The following is a 16,786-nucleotide window of genomic DNA, read 5'->3' on the forward strand; positions in this document are numbered from 1 at the left end:
GTCCGCGAGAGCGGCGCCGGTTTAGGCGCAAAAAGGGGACGGACCCCCACGTGTGGCCACCGAACACGGGGGGTCCGTTCTCATCACCGGGGGCCGCCCAACCCCCGGCCTGCGCAGCTAACCGGTAGCCGTCACCCTCCGGCCGGCAGCGCGTCGCGGAAGGGCGGTGGGCCAGTGAGCGAGGGCCGCGGTCGCCGCGTACCAGGCCACCGCACCCGCGGCGACGGCGAACCAGCCGCCGACCTGGGTGAGACCGTCGTTGTCGGCGAAGTTGGCGATCGCCATGAGCAGCAGGGACACGAAGAACAGACCGTAGGCGGCCTGGCCGAGTTGGTCGCCACCCGCGAGGGTGAGAGACAGCGCCACAAGGGCGAACAGCAGCAGGAACAACCCGGCTGCATTGTCGGAGACCTGCTCAGAGACGGCCCAGGTGAACCAGAGGGCGCCGAGAGCTGAGAAGGCCGTACCGGTAGCGGCGTCACGCTCGCGGAACGCCAATAGTCCGGCGACGAAGAGGGCGACTCCGCCCACGTACTGCGCGACCGAAACGGCATCCGCCGCCGTCACGCCGTCGATCACGTCGGTGTGTCCGAGGCCGAAGGCCAACAGGGTGATGCCGAGAGCGAGTCGGCCGACGATCGTAGTGGTGCTTCCCGCGGAGACGTCATTGTCCACGGCGGGCTCCCTTCATGCATGTGCAGTTGTGCGGTGACCGGTATATGCCCTTCACAAGGGCACAAACACCTCTACGCACGAGTAGATTTATGCGGCGCACAAAGGGAGTTGGCCGTACCCAGCACGCATCTCACCAGGGAGAACGGCGAGTTACGGAATGACAACGACGGGCCGCTTCGCCCGCTTGGCGAGCCGCCCCGCGACGGAGCCGAAGATCCTGCCCACGATGCCGTGCGTGGAGCCGACGACGATCGCGTCCGCCTCGTACTCCCGGCCCACCTCTTCGAGCTCGTGGCAGATGTCCCCGCCACGCTCGACGAGGATCCAGGGCACCTCGGCGAGGTAGTCCGCACAGGCCAGCTCGAGGCCGAGCACCTCGGTGCGGTGATCGGGGACGTCGACGAAGACCGGCGGCTCACAGCCCGCCCACACGGTGGTGGGCAGCCGGTTGGCGACATGGACGATGATCAGGCCCGACCCGGAGCGATGGGCCATGCCGATGGCGTACGCGAGGGCGCGCTCACTGGATGTGGAGCCGTCGAAGCCCACGACGACGCCGTGCTTGAAGGCGGGGTCGCAGGATTGGCGTGGCTCTTCCGCCGCCAGGGGATCGGCCGCCGTCGGGTCGGCGACCGGCCGCTTGCGGTCCGCGGGTTCGAAGAATTCGTGACCGGCCATGGCTGTCTCGGCGTTGTGATCCTTGATCGGGTGGGACGACAGTGTGCGGCTGAGCTGTGTCCGGGAATCATCTTCCCAACCCCATACCCCCAAGGGTACGGCGGCACGCCTCCTTAGCCCAGATCCCGCCCACGGTGCGTGGGGATTCCAGGGAGCATGCACGAGGGGGCGCCCGTAACGCAATGGTTGCTGCGCTGTACAGGCGGTTTGCACAGCATTCACTTACGGCCGGGTCACACCGGACACACAGTGACCGATGGATCGAGCACGCGTTGAACTCAGGAGCCACGCCCCAGGGAGCACGCATGCCCGGTCCCAGACGCCGTTCCGAGACCCCCCTCGCGACCTCACCCGCCCAGAACTCCGCCACGGACGTGGTCCGCTGGGCGACCTTCAGCTGCGCGCTCGTCCCCGTGGTACTCCTCTGGTTCGGCACCTCCCTCGCCGGCGCCGCCGGCACGGCCCTCGGTCTCGCCGCCGTCACCGCCGTCTGCCGTATCCTCCTGCGCCAGTCCGAGCGCGGCGCGGCCCGCCTGCTCGCCGAGGAGCGCCCCCCGCATCGCGGTCGCCATCACAGGACCGGAACGGGGGCTCACCGAGGCGGACGTCACACCGGGGGAAATACACCGGTCGGTTGACCGGTTTTCTCGCCTGCGTCCGACTCTTTTCAGCCAACTTCCGGCACCGGCGTGTCCCCGGCCCGAACCACCCCCCAACCCGCGTTCCACCTGCACGGAAAGGGCCGCCGGGGGTCTGCGCACCCTACGTGGATTGGCCACTGCGACAAGGCGCACTTCCCTGCACGGCCCACGAGTGCAACGCTTCGTGATCGAATGCTTCACGCCAAGTTGCCAAGTCGACAATGTGCCGGATGACGAACTGGTCTTCCCGGCACCACGGGACGCAGTAGATTCGATCTTGACTGTCTTACGGCGGGGGACTCGTGCAGGACCGAGGGGAAACGTGCAGGAGCGACACAACCGAGGAGCCGCGACCACCGAGGGGGGCTTAGCAGTATGAGCCACGACTCCACTGCCGCGCCGGAAGCCGCGGCCCGGAAACTTTCCGGGCGACGCCGCAAGGAGATCGTCGCGGTGCTGCTGTTCAGCGGCGGCCCCATCTTCGAGAGTTCCATACCACTTTCGGTGTTCGGGATCGACCGCCAGGACGCCGGCGTGCCGCGCTACCGCTTGCTGGTGTGCGCCGGCGAGGAAGGCCCGCTGCGGACCACGGGGGGCCTGGAACTCACCGCACCGAATGGCCTGGAAGCGATCTCGCGAGCGGGCACGGTCGTCGTACCGGCCTGGCGTTCGATCACTTCTCCGCCACCGGAGGAGGCGCTCGACGCACTGCGCCGGGCGCACGAGGAAGGCGCCCGCATCGTCGGGCTGTGCACCGGCGCCTTCGTCCTCGCGGCGGCGGGCCTGCTGGACGGCCGCCCCGCGACAACGCACTGGATGTACGCGCCGACGCTGGCCAAGCGCTATCCGTCGGTGCACGTCGATCCGAGGGAGCTGTTCGTCGACGACGGCGATGTGCTGACGTCGGCGGGTACGGCGGCAGGGATCGACCTCTGTCTGCACATCGTGCGGACGGACCACGGCAACGAGGCGGCGGGCGCGCTGGCCCGACGCCTGGTGGTCCCCCCGCGCCGGTCGGGCGGCCAGGAGCGCTACCTCGATCGGTCTTTACCGGAGGAGATCGGCGCCGACCCGCTCGCCGAGGTCGTCGCCTGGGCGCTGGAGCACCTTCACGAGCAGTTCGACGTGGAGACGCTGGCGGCGCGGGCGTACATGAGCCGCCGTACGTTCGACCGCCGGTTCCGGTCCCTGACGGGCAGCGCGCCGTTGCAGTGGCTGATCACGCAGCGGGTGCTGCAGGCGCAGCGGCTGCTGGAGACGTCGGACTACTCGGTGGACGAGGTCGCGGGCCGTTGCGGCTTCCGTTCGCCGGTGGCGCTGCGTGGGCATTTCCGCCGGCAGCTGGGGTCGTCGCCGGCGGCGTACCGGGCCGCGTACCGCGCGCGCAGGCCGCAGGGTGAGCGGCCGCCGACGGACGGTGACGGTACGGCGAGTCCGGTCGGGCCGACAGCGCATCAGGGCCAGGCGAGCGCACCGGCGCCCCTGCACCCCGAGGGCGGCCCGGTCCCGCTCCAGACCCGCCGCACGGCACCGCCGAGCCCGGTGGGGACGTCGGCGTCGCTGTCGTCGTCTTCGTCTTCGTCTTCGGAGAACGGCCGCGAGGCGTATGCGGGGAGCCGGGCGAGTCTGCCGGGGCAGCGCAGCGGGATGTGACGGCTGGGACGGGTGGGGGCGAGCGCGGGGCCCGCGGCGAAGCCGCTGATGATGCAGCTCGCCCCCGCCGCCCCTACCCGTCCCATCACCAGGGGCTCCGCCCCTTCGACCCCGCCAGGGGCTCCGCCCCGGACCCCGGCGGGGACTGCGTCCCCTGCACCCCTCGCGGGGCTCCGCCCCGGACCCCATCGGCCTGAACGGCCTCGTCCTCAAACGCCGGACGGGCTGAGTTGTGGTGCACCTCTCTGCCAACCGAGTCGGGTGGTGGGTGGGCACAGGCCGGGGTCCAGGGGGGCGGAGCCCCCTGGCGTCAACGCCGGGGACCCCAAAAACGGACGTCAGCCGTAGGGTGGTCGCATGAACGATCGCATGGTGTGGATCGACTGCGAGATGACCGGCCTCTCGCTGTCCGACGACGCGCTCATCGAGGTGGCCGCCCTCGTCACCGACTCCGAGCTGAACATCCTCGGCGACGGTATCGACATCGTCATCCGCCCGCCGGACCGGGCGCTGGAGACGATGCCGGAAGTGGTGCGTCAGATGCACACCGCGTCCGGACTGCTCGCGGCGCTGCCCGGCGGCACGACGCTCGCCGACGCCGAGGAGCAGGTCCTGGCGTACGTACGGGAGCACGTGAAGGAACCCGGCAGGGCCCCGCTGTGCGGCAACTCGGTCGGCACGGACCGCGGTTTCCTCCTCCGCGACATGCCGACCCTCGAGGACTACCTGCACTACCGGATCGTCGACGTGTCGAGCATCAAGGAGCTCGCCCGGCGCTGGTACCCGCGGGCGTACTTCAACAGCCCCGAGAAGAACGGCAACCACCGCGCCCTCGCCGACATCCGCGAGTCCATCGCGGAACTCCGCTACTACCGCGAGGCGATCTTCGTACCGCAGCCGGGCCCCGACTCCGACACCGCGAAGACGATCGCCGCGAAGTACGTCCTGCCGGTGCAGTAGGCCAGGTCAGGGGGCGGGCGAAGGGAGCGCCGCAAAAGCCTGGCGCGAGCACCCCTTCGGACCCTGTACACTTTTTCTCGGCCGGTCGGGGACAACCCAGCACCGGTCGTGGTGGGTGTAGCTCAGCTGGTAGAGCACCTGGTTGTGGTCCAGGATGCCGCGGGTTCAAGTCCCGTCACTCACCCTGGTTCTTCGGCCGGTGACCTTGGCGACAAGGTCACCGGCCGAAGTCGTGTCAGAAGGCGAATCAAGAGCCTCAGTACCATCGGCCACCTGGCCGATCCCTCCTGGGGCCGGCCCCAGCCAAGCCGATCCGGAAGGACCGAGACGTGATCATCTTCGGCACCAAGGGATACCTGTACCAACTCGCGATACTGACGCTGGTGTGCGGCCAGTGCGGTAACCCCGCCGCGCACACGCTCAGGAAGCGTGTCACGAAGTTCACGCTGTTCTTCATCCCTCTGTTCCCGATCTCGACGAAGTACGCGACGCAGTGCACCTTCTGCGGCGCGGAGCACAAGGTGACCAAGGAACAGGCGGAGCAGTTGCAGGCGCAGGCCGCGCGCGGCCAGGGCGGTCAGCAGTACGGGCAGCCGCAGCAGCAGCCGTACCAGTCCTGAGCTCCTGAGCTCCTGAGCTCCTGAGCTCCTGAGCTCCTGAGCTCCTGAGCGGCGTCTCCCCCCGACCTATATGTAACGGCGTATTGTCACCTTATGAGCCGTTCGTGAGGTTGGGAGGCTCGTCATGCGGTCCCGGCGGATTCCCCGGTGGCGGCTGCTGACGTGGGTGATCCTCGCGTTCAATCTGGCGATGCTGCTGTGGCTCGTGATCGCCCTCGACGAGGCGAGCGAGAGGTGTGTCGGGGAGCTGTGCCGGGACGTCAACGATCCGGGTTCCACCCTCGGTGCCTGGCTGGTGATCTTCTTCTGGCTGACGGGCGTCGTGCTGCTGGGCGTCGCCTGGCTGGTCACCCACCGCACCGAGCGGCCGGGGCCGCGGCACCGCAGAGGCCGGCACCGGCACTGACGCCGGCCGGGGTCAGGACGACGTCCGCGGCACCAGCTTCGTCGCCAGCACCACCTGCCGCCGCTCCAGCTCCCGGGACACCGTCGGACGGCGGTCCGCGATCTCCGACAGCAGCAGGTCGATCATTCTGCGGCCCATCTCCTCGATGGGCTGGCGGACGCTGGTGAGCGGCGGATCCATGTGGCGGGCGATGGCGGAGTCGTCGTAGCCGACCAGCGCCACGTCGTCGGGGATACGGCGGCCCGCCTCGCGCAGGACCTGGCGGGCGCCGGCCGCCATCACGTCCGAGCCCGCGAAGACCGCGTCCAGGTCGGGTCGGCGGGCCAGCAGGGTCGTCATCGCGCGACGGCCGCCCTCCTCGGTGAAGTCGCCGGGCTCGATCAGCTGCTCGTCCACCGCGTGCCCCGCGTCGAGCAGGGCGTCGCGGTAGCCGTCGACGCGCCGCTGGGCGCCGTAGACGTCGAGGCGGCCGGTGATGTGGGCGACCGCCCGGCAGCCTCGGGCCAGCAGGTGCTCGACCGCCGAGCGGCCGCCGCCGTAGTTGTCGGAGTCCACCGAGGGGAGCGTTTCCGCGGCCGACCTCGGGCCGCTGATCACGGCCGGGATCTCCAGCTGGGCGAGGAGGTCGGGGAGGGGGTCGTCGGCGTGGACGGACACCAGCAGGACGCCGTCCACCCGGTGCGCGGCCAAGTACTGGGCCAGCCTCTGCCGTTCGCGGTCACTGCCCGCGAAGATCAGCAGCAACTGCATCTCGGTCTCGGAGATCTCCGCGCCGACGCCCTTGAGCATGTCCGAGAAGTACGGCTCGGCGAAGAAGCGGGTCTCCGGCTCGGGGACGACGAGGGCGATCGCGTCCGTGCGGTTGGCGGCCAGGGCGCGTGCGGCCGTGTTGGGGACGTAGCCGAGCTCGGCGACCGCCGCCTCCACCGCCGCGCGGGTCGCGTCGCTGACCCGGGGCGAGCCGTTGATCACCCGGGAGACGGTGCCGCGCCCGACGCCCGCCCGTGCCGCCACCTCTTCGAGTGTGGGCCGGCCACCGCTCCGGCCCCGCGCTCCGTGGCTCACCATGGGCTCCGCCCTCTCGTCGACCCGTACGTTGGCCTGGAATCTAACAGTCCTGTCGGAGGCGACCGGGGCCCTGGTGGGCTCCGGCCTGCCGGGGACTGTTTCCGCAGGAGGGCCGCAAGAGGCCCCTGCGGCTGGCTGGATCGTTACCCCCTGGTTCCAGTTAACAGCCCGATAACTGAACGCATCTCTGCGCCCCTAGTCCCTTGACACCCCCGCTCGGACCGACGAACCTTCAACACATCACAAGTGGGAGCGCTCCCACGGTACCTGACACATACACAACCCGCACGTTCCCCGCCCGAGCCGCAGCAAGAACTAACGGGCCCAACAACGCAGTTGGCCGGGGGGTCGGCACGTCAGGGCAACAGGAGGACGCAATGCGAGCACGCAACCGAACCGCCCGCAAGGCGATGGTCCTCGCGGCCGTCGCGTCGCTGGGCGCCGGGCTGCTGGCCGGCTGTGCCGACGACGGCGGAGACGACGACTCCGACTCGTCGTCGGGTGGCGGCGGCGGCAAGACCACGATCACGCTGGGACTCTTCGGTACGCAGGGCTTCAAGGAAGCCGGACTCTACACCGAGTACGAGAAGCTCAACCCGGACATCAAGATCGCCGAGAACGTCGTGGAGCGGAACGAGAACTACTACCCGGCTCTCGTCAACCACCTCACCACCAACAGCGGCCTCCAGGACATCCAGGCCGTCGAGGTCGGCAACATCGCCGAGGTCGTGAACACCCAGGCCGCCAAGCTGATGGACCTGTCCAAGGTCGAGGGCGTCAAGTCGAGCAACTGGCTCGACTGGAAGTGGAAGCAGGCCACCACCAAGGACGGCCAGACCATCGGCGTCGGTACCGACGTCGGCCCGATGGCCATCTGCTATCGCAAGGACCTGTTCGAGCAGGCCGGTCTGCCGTCCGACCGTGAGGAGGTCGGCAAGCTGTGGGCGGGCAGCTGGGAGAAGTTCGTCGAGGTGGGCAAGGACTACCAGGCGAAGGCACCCAAGGGCACCACCTTCCTGGACTCCCCCGGTGGTCTGCTGAACGCCATCGTCAGCGGTGAGAGCGAGAAGTTCTACGACGCCTCCGGCGAGGTCATCTACAAGACGAACCCGGCCATCAAGGCCGCCTTCGACCTGACCGCGCAGGCCGCCGAGGACGGGCTGATCGGCAATCAGACGCAGTTCCAGCCCGCCTGGGACACGACGATCGCCAACAGCAAGTTCGCCGCGATGTCCTGCCCGCCGTGGATGCTCGGCTACATCAAGGGCAAGTCGAAGCCCGAGGCGGCCGGCAAGTGGGACGTGGCCACGTCGCCCAAGCCCGGCAACTGGGGCGGCACCTTCCTCGCGGTGCCGAAGTCCGGCAAGAACACCGAGGAGGCGGCGAAGCTGGCCGCGTGGCTGACCGCGCCCGAGCAGCAGGCCAAGCTGTTCGCCAAGCAGGGCAGCTTCCCGAGCGCCCCGGCCGCCTACGACCTGCCGCAGGTCACCGGCGCGAAGAACACCATGACCGGTGACGCCCCGATCGGCACGATCTTCGCCGCGGCCGCCCAGCAGATTCCGGCCCAGGTGATCGGCCCGAAGGACCAGATCATCCAGCAGGGTCTGACCGACAACGGCGTGATCCTGGTCACCCAGGGCAAGTCGGCGGAAGAGGCCTGGAACACGGCCACCAAGACCATCGACAACAACCTGGAGAAGTGACCGGTATGGCCACCCGGCACGACACCGCCGCGCCCCCCGCCAAGGAGGGGGGCGCGGCCCCGGGCCGCCCGAGCGTCGCCGTGCCCACCGAGGCCGACAAGCGCCGCCGGGCCCGGCTCTCCCGCCGCTGGCAGCGGGACATGCGCTGGAGCCCGTACGCGTTCGTCTCGCCGTTCTTCCTGCTGTTTCTCGCGTTCGGCCTGTTCCCGCTGATCTACACCGGCTGGGCCTCGCTGCACACGGTGGAGATGACCGCGCCCACCGACATGGAGTGGGCGGGCCTGCGCAACTACACCCGGATCTTCGACGACGACTTCTTCTGGAACGCGGCGAAGAACACCCTGACCATCGGCATCATCTCCACGGTCCCGCAGCTGCTGATGGCCATGGGCATCGCCCACATCCTCAACTACAAGCTGCGCGCCTCGACCTTCTACCGGGTCATGATGCTCGCGCCGTACGCGACGTCGATCGCCGCCGCCTCCCTGGTGTTCGTGCTGCTCTTCGGCCGCGATTACGGCATGATCAACTGGGCGCTGGGTGCCGTCGGCATCGACAACATCGACTGGCAGAACGACAAGTGGGCCTCCCAGATCGCCGTCTCGTCGATCGTGATCTGGCGCTGGACGGGCTACAACGCGCTGATCTACCTGGCCGCGATGCAGGCGATCCCGCAGGACCTGTACGAGTCGGCGGCCCTGGACGGGGCCAACCGCTGGCAGCAGTTCTTCCATGTCACCCTGCCGTCGCTGCGCCCGACGATCCTGTTCACCTGTGTCGTGTCGACCATCGGTGCCTCCCAGCTCTTCGGCGAACCCCTGCTGTTCGACGCGAACAAGGGCACCTCGGGCGGCTCCCAACACCAGTTCCAGACGCTCGGCCTGTACCTGTACGAGCAGGGCTGGGTCAACCAGCACCTGGGCCGCGCCTCGGCGATCGCCTGGACGATGTTCCTGATCCTCATCGTGATCGGGATCGTCAACTACGTCATCTCGCGCCGGCTGCGCGCCAGTAGTTAGGAGACCCGGCCGTGACGACGACACTGACCCCGGTGGACACGCCCGAACCCAAGCCGAAGCGTGTACGGCGCCCCAAGTCGGCCCGCGCGGGCGGGCAGATGCATGCCGGTCCGATCGCGTACATCATCCTCGCCCTGTTCACCGTCGGCTCGCTGTTCCCGCTGGTGTGGACGGCGATCGCCGCATCCCGCGACACCCAGCGTCTGGCGCAGTCGCCGCCGCCGTTCTGGTTCGGCTCCAACCTCTTCGACAACCTCGAGATCGCGTGGAAGGACGCCAACCTGGGCGAGGCGTTCATCAACACCACGTTCGTGGCGGGGGTGTCGGCGCTGACCATCGTGTTCCTGTCGACGATCGCCGGGTTCGCCTTCGCCAAGCTCCGCTTCAAGGGCCGCGGCGCGATGATGCTGATCGTGATCGGCACCATGATGGTGCCGCCCCAGCTCAGCGTGATCCCGCTGTACATGATGGTCGCCGAGCTCGGCTGGACCGACCAGCTGAAGGCCGTCATCTTCCCGTCGCTGGTGAGCGCGTTCGGGGTGTTCTTCATGCGGCAGTACCTGATCCAGGCGCTGCCGGACGAGATCATCGAGGCGGCCCGGGTGGACGGCGCGAGCAGCTGGCGGGTGGTGTGGCACGTGGTCTTCCCGGCCGCGCGGCCCGCGATGGCCGTCCTGGGCATGCTGATGTTCGTCCAGACGTGGAACGACTTCCTGTGGCCGTTCCTGGTCCTGACCCAGACCGGCAGCCCGACCGTCCAGGTCGCGGTCGCGGGCCTCGGCCGGGGCTTCACGCCCGACCAGTCGCTGATCATGGCGGGCGCGCTGCTGGGCACACTGCCGCTGCTGCTCGTCTTCGCCATCTTCGGCAAGCAGATCGTGGGCGGCATCATGCAGGGGGCCGTCAAGGGCTGACGCCCCGCGCTCGCTCCGATGCTCGCTCTGATGCTCGCTCTGATGCTCTTCGGGGGCCGGGTCACCGCCGCCTCGGCCCCTTCTCTCCCTCCCTTCCCCCCATCCACCCGACGGTCTCCACGACCTGCTATGGGAGCGATTCCATGCCTGAGTCCGAAACGCCGGCGACCCCGGCGACCTTTCCTCCCGCCTTCCTCTGGGGCGCCGCGACCTCCGCGTACCAGATCGAGGGGGCGGTGCGGGAGGACGGCCGTACGCCCTCGATCTGGGACACCTTCAGCCATACGCCGGGCAAGACGGCCGGCGGCGAGACCGGTGACATCGCTGTCGACCACTACCACCGCTACCGCGACGACGTGGCGCTGATGGCGGAGCTGGGCCTGACGGCCTACCGCTTCTCCATCTCGTGGTCGCGGGTGCAGCCGACGGGCCGGGGCCCGGCCGTCCAGAAGGGCCTGGACTTCTACCGGCGGCTGGTGGACGAGCTGCTGTCCGTGGGGATCAAACCGGCCGTCACCCTGTATCACTGGGACCTCCCCCAGGAGTTGGAGGACGCGGGCGGCTGGCCGGAGCGCGACACGGCGTACCGCTTCGCGGAGTACGCGCAGATCGTCGGCGAGGCACTCGGCGACCGGGTGGAGCAGTGGATCACGCTCAACGAGCCGTGGTGCAGCGCCTTCCTGGGTTACGGCTCCGGGGTGCACGCGCCCGGCCGTACGGACGCGGCGGCTTCGCTGAAGGCCGCGCACCACCTCAACTTGGCGCACGGACTGGGCGCGTCGGCCCTGCGGGCCGCGATGCCGGCCCGCAACTCGATCGCGGTGAGCCTCAACTCCTCGGTGGTCCGCCCTCTTTCGCAGGACCCGGCCGACCTGGCGGCGGTCCAGAAGATCGACGACCTGGCCAACGGCGTCTTCCACGGCCCGATGCTGCACGGCGCGTACCCGGAGACGCTCCTCGCGGCGACGGCATCGGTCACGGACTGGTCGTACGTCCTCGACGGCGACCTGGTGGCGATCAACCAGCCGCTGGACGCACTGGGCTTGAACTACTACACCCCGGCGCTGGTGTCGGCGGTGGACACGCAGGTCGAGGGCCCGCGCGCCGACGGCCACGGCGCCAGCTCGTACTCCCCCTGGCCGGGCGCGGACGACGTCGCCTTCCACCAGACCCCCGGTGAGCGTACGGAGATGGGCTGGACGATCGACCCGACGGGCCTGCACGATCTGATCATGCGCTACACGCGCGAGGCCCCGGGTCTTCCGCTGTACGTCACGGAGAACGGCGCGGCGTACGACGACAAGCCCGACCCCGACGGCCGCGTCCACGACCCGGAGCGCATCGCCTACCTGCACGGCCACCTCAGGGCGGTCCGCCGCGCCATCGCGGACGGCGCGGACGTCCGCGGCTACTACCTGTGGTCCCTGATGGACAACTTCGAATGGGCGTACGGCTACGGCAAGCGCTTCGGCGCGGTCTACGTCGACTACGCGACGCTGGAACGCACCCCCAAGTCGAGCGCGCTCTGGTACGGCCGGGCGGCCCGAACGGGAACGCTCCCGCCGCTGACGATGGACCTTCCACCGGTGACCGCGGCCGACTAGGCGGGGTCACACACCCGGGGGGAACCGGGGGATGGGGCGCGGCACATCGAGGGGGTGTGCCGCGCCCCGCTGTTGTTCAGCTTCCGGGTCCGAGCTCGAACCAGGTGGCTTTGCCTCGGCGCGGGCCGTGCGTGCAGATGCCCCAGGCGTCGGCGCCGGTGGAGATGAGGTGTATGCCGCGGCCGTCCTCGTCGTCGGGGGTGGAGGTGCGAAGGGTGGGCAGGCCGGGGCCTTCGGCGTGATGACAGGCTCAGCACAGAGCGGGCACGACCGTCTCCGGGTCGCCGTCGATCGCCGTCGCGGTCACCCAGCCCGTCTCGCCGTTGTCGCGCCGCAGTTGGATCCACACGTCGCTGGTCCTGCCGTGTGCGGTGACCTCCTCGCCGTGCTGCCAACACAGCGCGTCGTAGGTGAAACCCTCGGCGATGCTGCTGACCTGGGGGCCGGCGGTGCTCGGTTCGGCGCGGACGGGGGCGCTCGCAGTGCCGAGGACGGTCGTGGTGCCCGCGGGCGGGGTGGTGTCCGTGGGGGTGGCCGTGTCCGTCGCAGTGGCGGTGGGCGAGGCCGAGGTGTCCGTCGGTGTCGGGGAGGGCTCCTCGGGTGGTGCCACGACGAACACCGTGGCCACTCTGCGTTCGTCGGTGGTGACCTTGTCGCCCGGGCCGGGGGCCCCGTCGTCGGCCGGCGGCAGCTGGACCTCGCCGCCGGGCACGGTCGTGGGGACGACCACGCGGGAGACCGTGCCCTCGTCGGCGTCCGCGGCCTCCGAGGCGTACTGGACGTTCAGGCAGGCCGCGGCCAGCTCGGCGACGGTGTCCTCGACGGAGTCGCCGGCCGACACCTCGGGCAACTCGACCTCGGTGCTGCCGGAGCCGGGGCAGGTCGACGCCGAGGCCGTGGGGACCGGCGTGTCTTGCGGGACGTCGGAGATCTTCAGTCGGGTGACCTCGCCGGGCTCGGCCTCGGTGGCGTCGACCCGGAGCAGGCCGCCCTGCGCCGCGGCGAGCGACTGGCCGTCGAGTTCCGGCTCGATCCGGTGGTCGGTGCGGATCAGATAACCGGCTTCGACCAATCCGAGTTTCGGTTTGACGTAACGGAAGACCGCGGTCAGATATCCCTTGGGATTGACGGAGAACTGGTGTTCCACCCCGGCGTCCACAGAGAAGATCCCGATGGGTGTCACGATCGCCTTTCCCGCCGAGACAGTGATCTTTCCTGAGGCGTCCAGGGTGAAAGTGATCGGAGAGAAAGCCGGCGTGAAGGAAATGGACGGGTCGGTGTCCTCACAACCCGCCGCGCCCACCAGAGCCAGCAGTGACACCCCGGCCAGGGGTAGAGAGAGCAGACGTACCCGTGCATGGCCCATGGATCCCCCGATTCCCCGTGCGCGCTCCGGCGCACGCGCCTTGCGGCTCGTGCATCGTAGCGGCGGGAATCGAGGGATCACCACGATTTTCCGGTTAACTCTGCAAGCGAGGGGATATTCGAGTTCCCGTTCTGAACCAGCGCCGAATCATGCGGAACGCGGCTCTCGTATCACCACAACATCCCCGGGCGGCACATGGACCGACCCCTCCAGGACCCGCTTTGCGGTGAGGAGTTCGGTGGCTTCTGCCGAGACCTCGATTTCCGCTTCCCGGTCACCGTGGTTGATCAGGAACAGGTAGTCCGCGTCCTCGCCCCGCCGCAGTGCCGCCTCGACGCCCTCCGGGGTGACGCGTACGGGCTCGACGCCCGCCTCCCCACGGATGCGGTCCAGTAGGGCGGCCAAAGTCGCGGGGTCCGGCTGGGTCGCCACGTACCACGTCGTGCCCGTGCCGTGGGTGTGGCGGGTCACCGCCGGGACGCCGGTGAGCGGGCCGGATGTGTACGACGTCACCGCCTCCGCGCCGGCCAGGGCCACCCGCTCCGACCACAGCGACGCCGTACCGCCCCCGCTCAGCTCCACCGACTCCCCCGGCAGCAGCGGGAACAGTTCGTCCGTGCGGACGCCCAGTGCATGGCGGAACGCGCCCGGGTAGCCGCCCAGCCGGACGTGGCTGTTCTCGTCGACCGCGCCGCTGTGGAAGCCGACGGCCAGGGTCCCGCCGGCCTCGGCGAAGGACGTCAGGTTCGCCGCGCCGGCCTCGTCCACCAGGTACAGGCTCGGGGCCAGGACCAGGCGGTACGCCGACAGGTCCGCGTCCGGGCGGACGAAGTCCACCGCGATGCCCGCGCGCCACAACGGCTCGTACCAGGAACGGATCTGGTCGAGGTAGCGGACCTGCTCGCTCGGCTGGGACGGCAACTCCAGGGCCCAGCGGGCGTTCCAGTCCCAGACCACGGCCACCGACGCCGTGCCCGTGCTGCCGCGTACCTCCGCCAGGGCCTTCAGGTCCGCGCCCAGCGCGACCACGTCCCGCCAGATCTGGCTGTCGGTGCCCGCGTGCGGCAGCATCGCCGAGTGCCACTGTTCGGCGCCCGCCTTCGCCGCCCGCCACTGGAAGTAGGCGATGCCGTCCGCGCCGCGAGCGACGTGGGCGAGGGCGTTGCGCCGCAGCTCCCCCGCCGTCTTCGCCCGGTTGACCGGCTGCCAGTTGACCGCGCCCGTCGAGTGCTCCATCAGGAACCAGGGGCGGCCGCCCGCCAGCGAGCGCACCAGGTCGCCGCTCAGCGCGATGTCGATCTGCGACTCCGGGTCCGTGGAGCGCAGGTAGTGGTCGTTCGAGACCACGTCCAGCTCCGGGGCCCAGCGCCAGTAGTCCAGCGCGTCGAAGTTGTACATCACCATGAAGTTGGTGGTGGCGGGGATCGACGGGGCCGCCGTACGCAGCACCTCGCGTTCCGCCTTGTACAGGGACAGCAGCTCGTCGCTGCAGAAGCGGCGCCAGTCCAGCTGGTGGGTCGGGTTGGGGACGGCACCGGTGGCGCGGGGCGGGATGATCTCGTCCCAGTCGTAGTACCACTGGCTCCAGAAGGTGGTGCCCCAGGCTTCGTTCAGCGCCGCCAAGTTCTCGTACTTCGCGCGCAGCCACCCGCGAAACGCCTCCGCGCTCACCTCGCAGTAGCACTCCGCGTTGTGGCAGCCGTACTCGTTGTGGACGTGCCACATCTCGACCGCCGGATGGTCCGCGTAGCGCTCGGCGACCGCGCGAGCGATCCGCAGGGCCGCCGTGCGGTAGGCCGGGCTGCTCGGGCAGAACGTCTGGCGGCTGCCGTACGACAGTCCGCGGCCGTCCCGGTCCACGGGCAGTGCCTCCGGATGCGCGCGGAAGAACCACGCCGGGGGCGCCGCCGTCGGGGTCGCCAGGTCGGCCGCGATGCCGTTCTCGTGGAGCAGGTCCAGGATGCGGTCCATGCGGGAGAAGTCGTACTCGCCCTCCGCCGGCTCCAGCAGCGCCCACGAGAAGATGCCGACGCTGACCATGGTCACCCCGGCCTCGCGCATCAGCCGTACATCCTCGTGCCAGACCTCCTCGGGCCACTGCTCGGGGTTGTAGTCGCCGCCGTACGCGATGCCGTGGCCCGGGATCACTGGTCAACTCCAGACAGAAGGCGGCGCGTTGTGGTCACGCCCCACTCGTCCAGCGACAGCAGACGGTCGCTGGAGGCCATCAGGCCGCCCGTCGCCTCCACGTGTGCCGCCCAGCGTTCGCGGGTCTCCACGGCGGGGCGGGCCATCAGGCAGTCGGGGTCGTTGATCCAGAGGCGGCAGTGCTGCCACTGGCGGCCGACGCCGGTGAACTCGGCCGGGTCCTGGCCGGGTTGGCTGTAGTCGTCGGCCTCGGGGCGGCGGTGCGGGGCCGTGTCGGGGCTGACCCGCATCGCGTCGAACAGGCCGAGCGACGGCAACATCGGCGCGCCGCAGCCCAGGAGGTAGGCCTCCGGACCGATCGCCTCGCGGATCAGCTCGATGCCGGAGCGGTACGCCTGGAGGGCGTCGACGCGGGCGTGCCGTACGCCGTCCAGGGCGCCCGCGTACAGGAAGTCGACCTTGAAGTAGTCGAAGCCCTCGGCGCGCAGGGTCGTGAAGACCGAGGTCAGATACGCCGCCGCGGCCGGGTGGGTGGTGTCGAGGACGCGCAGGTCGTGGCCCCAGTTGCGGCCGGCGTGTGTGAAGCCGCCGTCCACGTCCCGGACCAGCCAGTCCGGGTGTTCGGCGGCCAGGTCGCTCGCCGGGTCGACGAGGAAGGGTGCCGTCCAGATGCCCGCCCTACGGCCCCGGGCCCGGATCGCGTCGGCGATGCCGGCGCGGGAGCGGAAGCGGCCGGAGAGGGTGAGCCAGTCGCCGAGGGCCTTCTGGTAGCCGTCGTCGATCTGGACGACGTCGATGGGCAGGTCGAGGGTGTCCATCGCGCGGAGGTTCTCGTGGATGTCCTCCTCGGTGACGGCGGTGAAGTACTCGTACCAGGAGCACCACACGCTGGGGGCGGGGCGGGGAGCTTGCAGCCCGAGCCCCGAGGCCCAGTCGGCCAGCACCGACTGGATGTCCGTGCCGGTCCACTCCTTCACCGGGCCGTCGGCGCTGACCTCCGCCCGGTCGGCGGTGACGACCAGGCGGATCGACGGCACCTCGCGCGTCGGCTCGACAGCCGCCCACAGCCGCACCGGTGTGCCGTCGCCGGGGTCCAGGGCCAGCAGCCCCTCGCCCTGGAAGGTGTCCTCGGGGACGGTGACGCCGGGGCGGTAGCAGACCGTCGCCCAGTTGTCGTTGGTCGGGCGGTACGGCTTGTCGCCGAGGGCGTAGGCGCCGCTGGGGCTCCAGGACTGCCAGCCCTCCTCGTGAACTCGGGCGGTGCGCGGGTTCACGGGCAGGGAGGCGATCGGCGTGAAGGGGTTGTGCACGGAGGTCTCTTTCACGGAATT

15 protein-coding genes and 1 tRNA gene are annotated in these 16,786 nt (G+C 69.9%); 10 read left to right on the forward strand and 6 right to left on the reverse strand.

Features of this window, described 5'->3' with window-relative positions; all coding sequences use genetic code 11:
• Positions 1 to 117: 117 nt before the first annotated feature.
• Positions 118 to 675, reverse strand: a complete 558-nt coding sequence (locus CLM62_RS45725) for a GPR1/FUN34/YaaH family transporter (RefSeq protein ID WP_095755822.1) — start codon at positions 673 to 675, stop codon at positions 118 to 120.
• 150 nt (positions 676 to 825) lie between these two features.
• Positions 826 to 1,353 (reverse strand): universal stress protein, encoded by a 528-nt coding sequence (locus CLM62_RS45730; RefSeq protein WP_095755823.1) that lies wholly within the window; start codon positions 1,351 to 1,353, stop codon positions 826 to 828.
• 305 nt (positions 1,354 to 1,658) lie between these two features.
• Between CLM62_RS45730 and CLM62_RS45735 the strand changes: the two genes are divergently transcribed.
• The 6 genes from CLM62_RS45735 (at position 1,659) to CLM62_RS45760 (ending at position 5,633) form a co-directional block, all read left to right on the forward strand.
• Positions 1,659 to 1,991, forward strand: coding sequence for a hypothetical protein (locus tag CLM62_RS45735; RefSeq protein ID WP_095755824.1), 333 nt, complete (start codon positions 1,659 to 1,661; stop codon positions 1,989 to 1,991).
• 378 nt (positions 1,992 to 2,369) lie between these two features.
• The gene (locus tag CLM62_RS45740; RefSeq protein ID WP_095755825.1) at positions 2,370 to 3,647 is read left to right on the forward strand and encodes a helix-turn-helix domain-containing protein; all 1,278 of its coding nucleotides are present in this window, start codon (positions 2,370 to 2,372) and stop codon (positions 3,645 to 3,647) included.
• A gap of 357 nt (positions 3,648 to 4,004) precedes the next feature.
• Complete coding sequence (orn, locus tag CLM62_RS45745) at positions 4,005 to 4,607, forward strand: oligoribonuclease (protein ID WP_095755826.1); 603 nt, start codon at positions 4,005 to 4,007, stop codon at positions 4,605 to 4,607.
• Positions 4,608 to 4,718: 111 nt separating this feature from the next.
• Positions 4,719 to 4,791, forward strand: a tRNA-His gene (locus CLM62_RS45750).
• A gap of 145 nt (positions 4,792 to 4,936) precedes the next feature.
• Positions 4,937 to 5,227 (forward strand): zinc-ribbon domain-containing protein, encoded by a 291-nt coding sequence (locus CLM62_RS45755; protein WP_095755827.1) that lies wholly within the window; start codon positions 4,937 to 4,939, stop codon positions 5,225 to 5,227.
• Positions 5,228 to 5,351: 124 nt separating this feature from the next.
• On the forward strand, positions 5,352 to 5,633 hold the full coding sequence (locus CLM62_RS45760; protein WP_095755828.1) for a hypothetical protein: 282 nt from the start codon (positions 5,352 to 5,354) through the stop codon (positions 5,631 to 5,633).
• Between the two features lie 12 nt (positions 5,634 to 5,645).
• Here the strand turns inward: CLM62_RS45760 and CLM62_RS45765 are convergent, their stop codons facing one another.
• Positions 5,646 to 6,701 (reverse strand): LacI family DNA-binding transcriptional regulator, encoded by a 1,056-nt coding sequence (locus tag CLM62_RS45765; protein ID WP_095755829.1) that lies wholly within the window; start codon positions 6,699 to 6,701, stop codon positions 5,646 to 5,648.
• Positions 6,702 to 7,078: 377 nt separating this feature from the next.
• On the opposite strand from CLM62_RS45765, the gene CLM62_RS45770 reads away from it, so the two are divergent.
• The 4 genes from CLM62_RS45770 to CLM62_RS45785 all read left to right on the forward strand — a co-directional run bounded on the left by CLM62_RS45770 (position 7,079) and on the right by CLM62_RS45785 (position 11,941).
• Complete coding sequence (locus CLM62_RS45770; protein WP_095755830.1) at positions 7,079 to 8,404, forward strand: ABC transporter substrate-binding protein; 1,326 nt, start codon at positions 7,079 to 7,081, stop codon at positions 8,402 to 8,404.
• A gap of 5 nt (positions 8,405 to 8,409) precedes the next feature.
• The gene (locus tag CLM62_RS45775) at positions 8,410 to 9,423 is read left to right on the forward strand and encodes a carbohydrate ABC transporter permease (protein ID WP_095755831.1); all 1,014 of its coding nucleotides are present in this window, start codon (positions 8,410 to 8,412) and stop codon (positions 9,421 to 9,423) included.
• Between the two features lie 11 nt (positions 9,424 to 9,434).
• Positions 9,435 to 10,337, forward strand: coding sequence for a carbohydrate ABC transporter permease (locus CLM62_RS45780; RefSeq protein WP_095755832.1), 903 nt, complete (start codon positions 9,435 to 9,437; stop codon positions 10,335 to 10,337).
• A gap of 143 nt (positions 10,338 to 10,480) precedes the next feature.
• Complete coding sequence (locus CLM62_RS45785) at positions 10,481 to 11,941, forward strand: GH1 family beta-glucosidase (RefSeq protein ID WP_095755833.1); 1,461 nt, start codon at positions 10,481 to 10,483, stop codon at positions 11,939 to 11,941.
• 250 nt (positions 11,942 to 12,191) lie between these two features.
• On the opposite strand, the gene CLM62_RS45790 is transcribed toward CLM62_RS45785, so the two are convergent.
• The 3 genes from CLM62_RS45790 to CLM62_RS45800 form a co-directional block, all read right to left on the reverse strand.
• Positions 12,192 to 13,124, reverse strand: coding sequence for an SH3 domain-containing protein (locus tag CLM62_RS45790; RefSeq protein ID WP_143659280.1), 933 nt, complete (start codon positions 13,122 to 13,124; stop codon positions 12,192 to 12,194).
• A 330-nt stretch (positions 13,125 to 13,454) separates the two neighbouring features.
• On the reverse strand, positions 13,455 to 15,455 hold the full coding sequence (locus CLM62_RS45795; RefSeq protein ID WP_373559250.1) for a beta-galactosidase: 2,001 nt from the start codon (positions 15,453 to 15,455) through the stop codon (positions 13,455 to 13,457).
• Positions 15,452 to 16,765 (reverse strand): glycoside hydrolase family 36 protein, encoded by a 1,314-nt coding sequence (locus tag CLM62_RS45800; protein WP_095755864.1) that lies wholly within the window; start codon positions 16,763 to 16,765, stop codon positions 15,452 to 15,454. Before CLM62_RS45800 ends, CLM62_RS45795 begins: the two co-directional genes overlap by 4 nt.
• Between the last annotated feature and the right edge of the window lie 21 nt (positions 16,766 to 16,786).

Source organism: Streptomyces sp. SA15, assembly GCF_002291145.1.
Classification (GTDB): Bacteria; Actinomycetota; Actinomycetes; order Streptomycetales; family Streptomycetaceae; genus Streptomyces.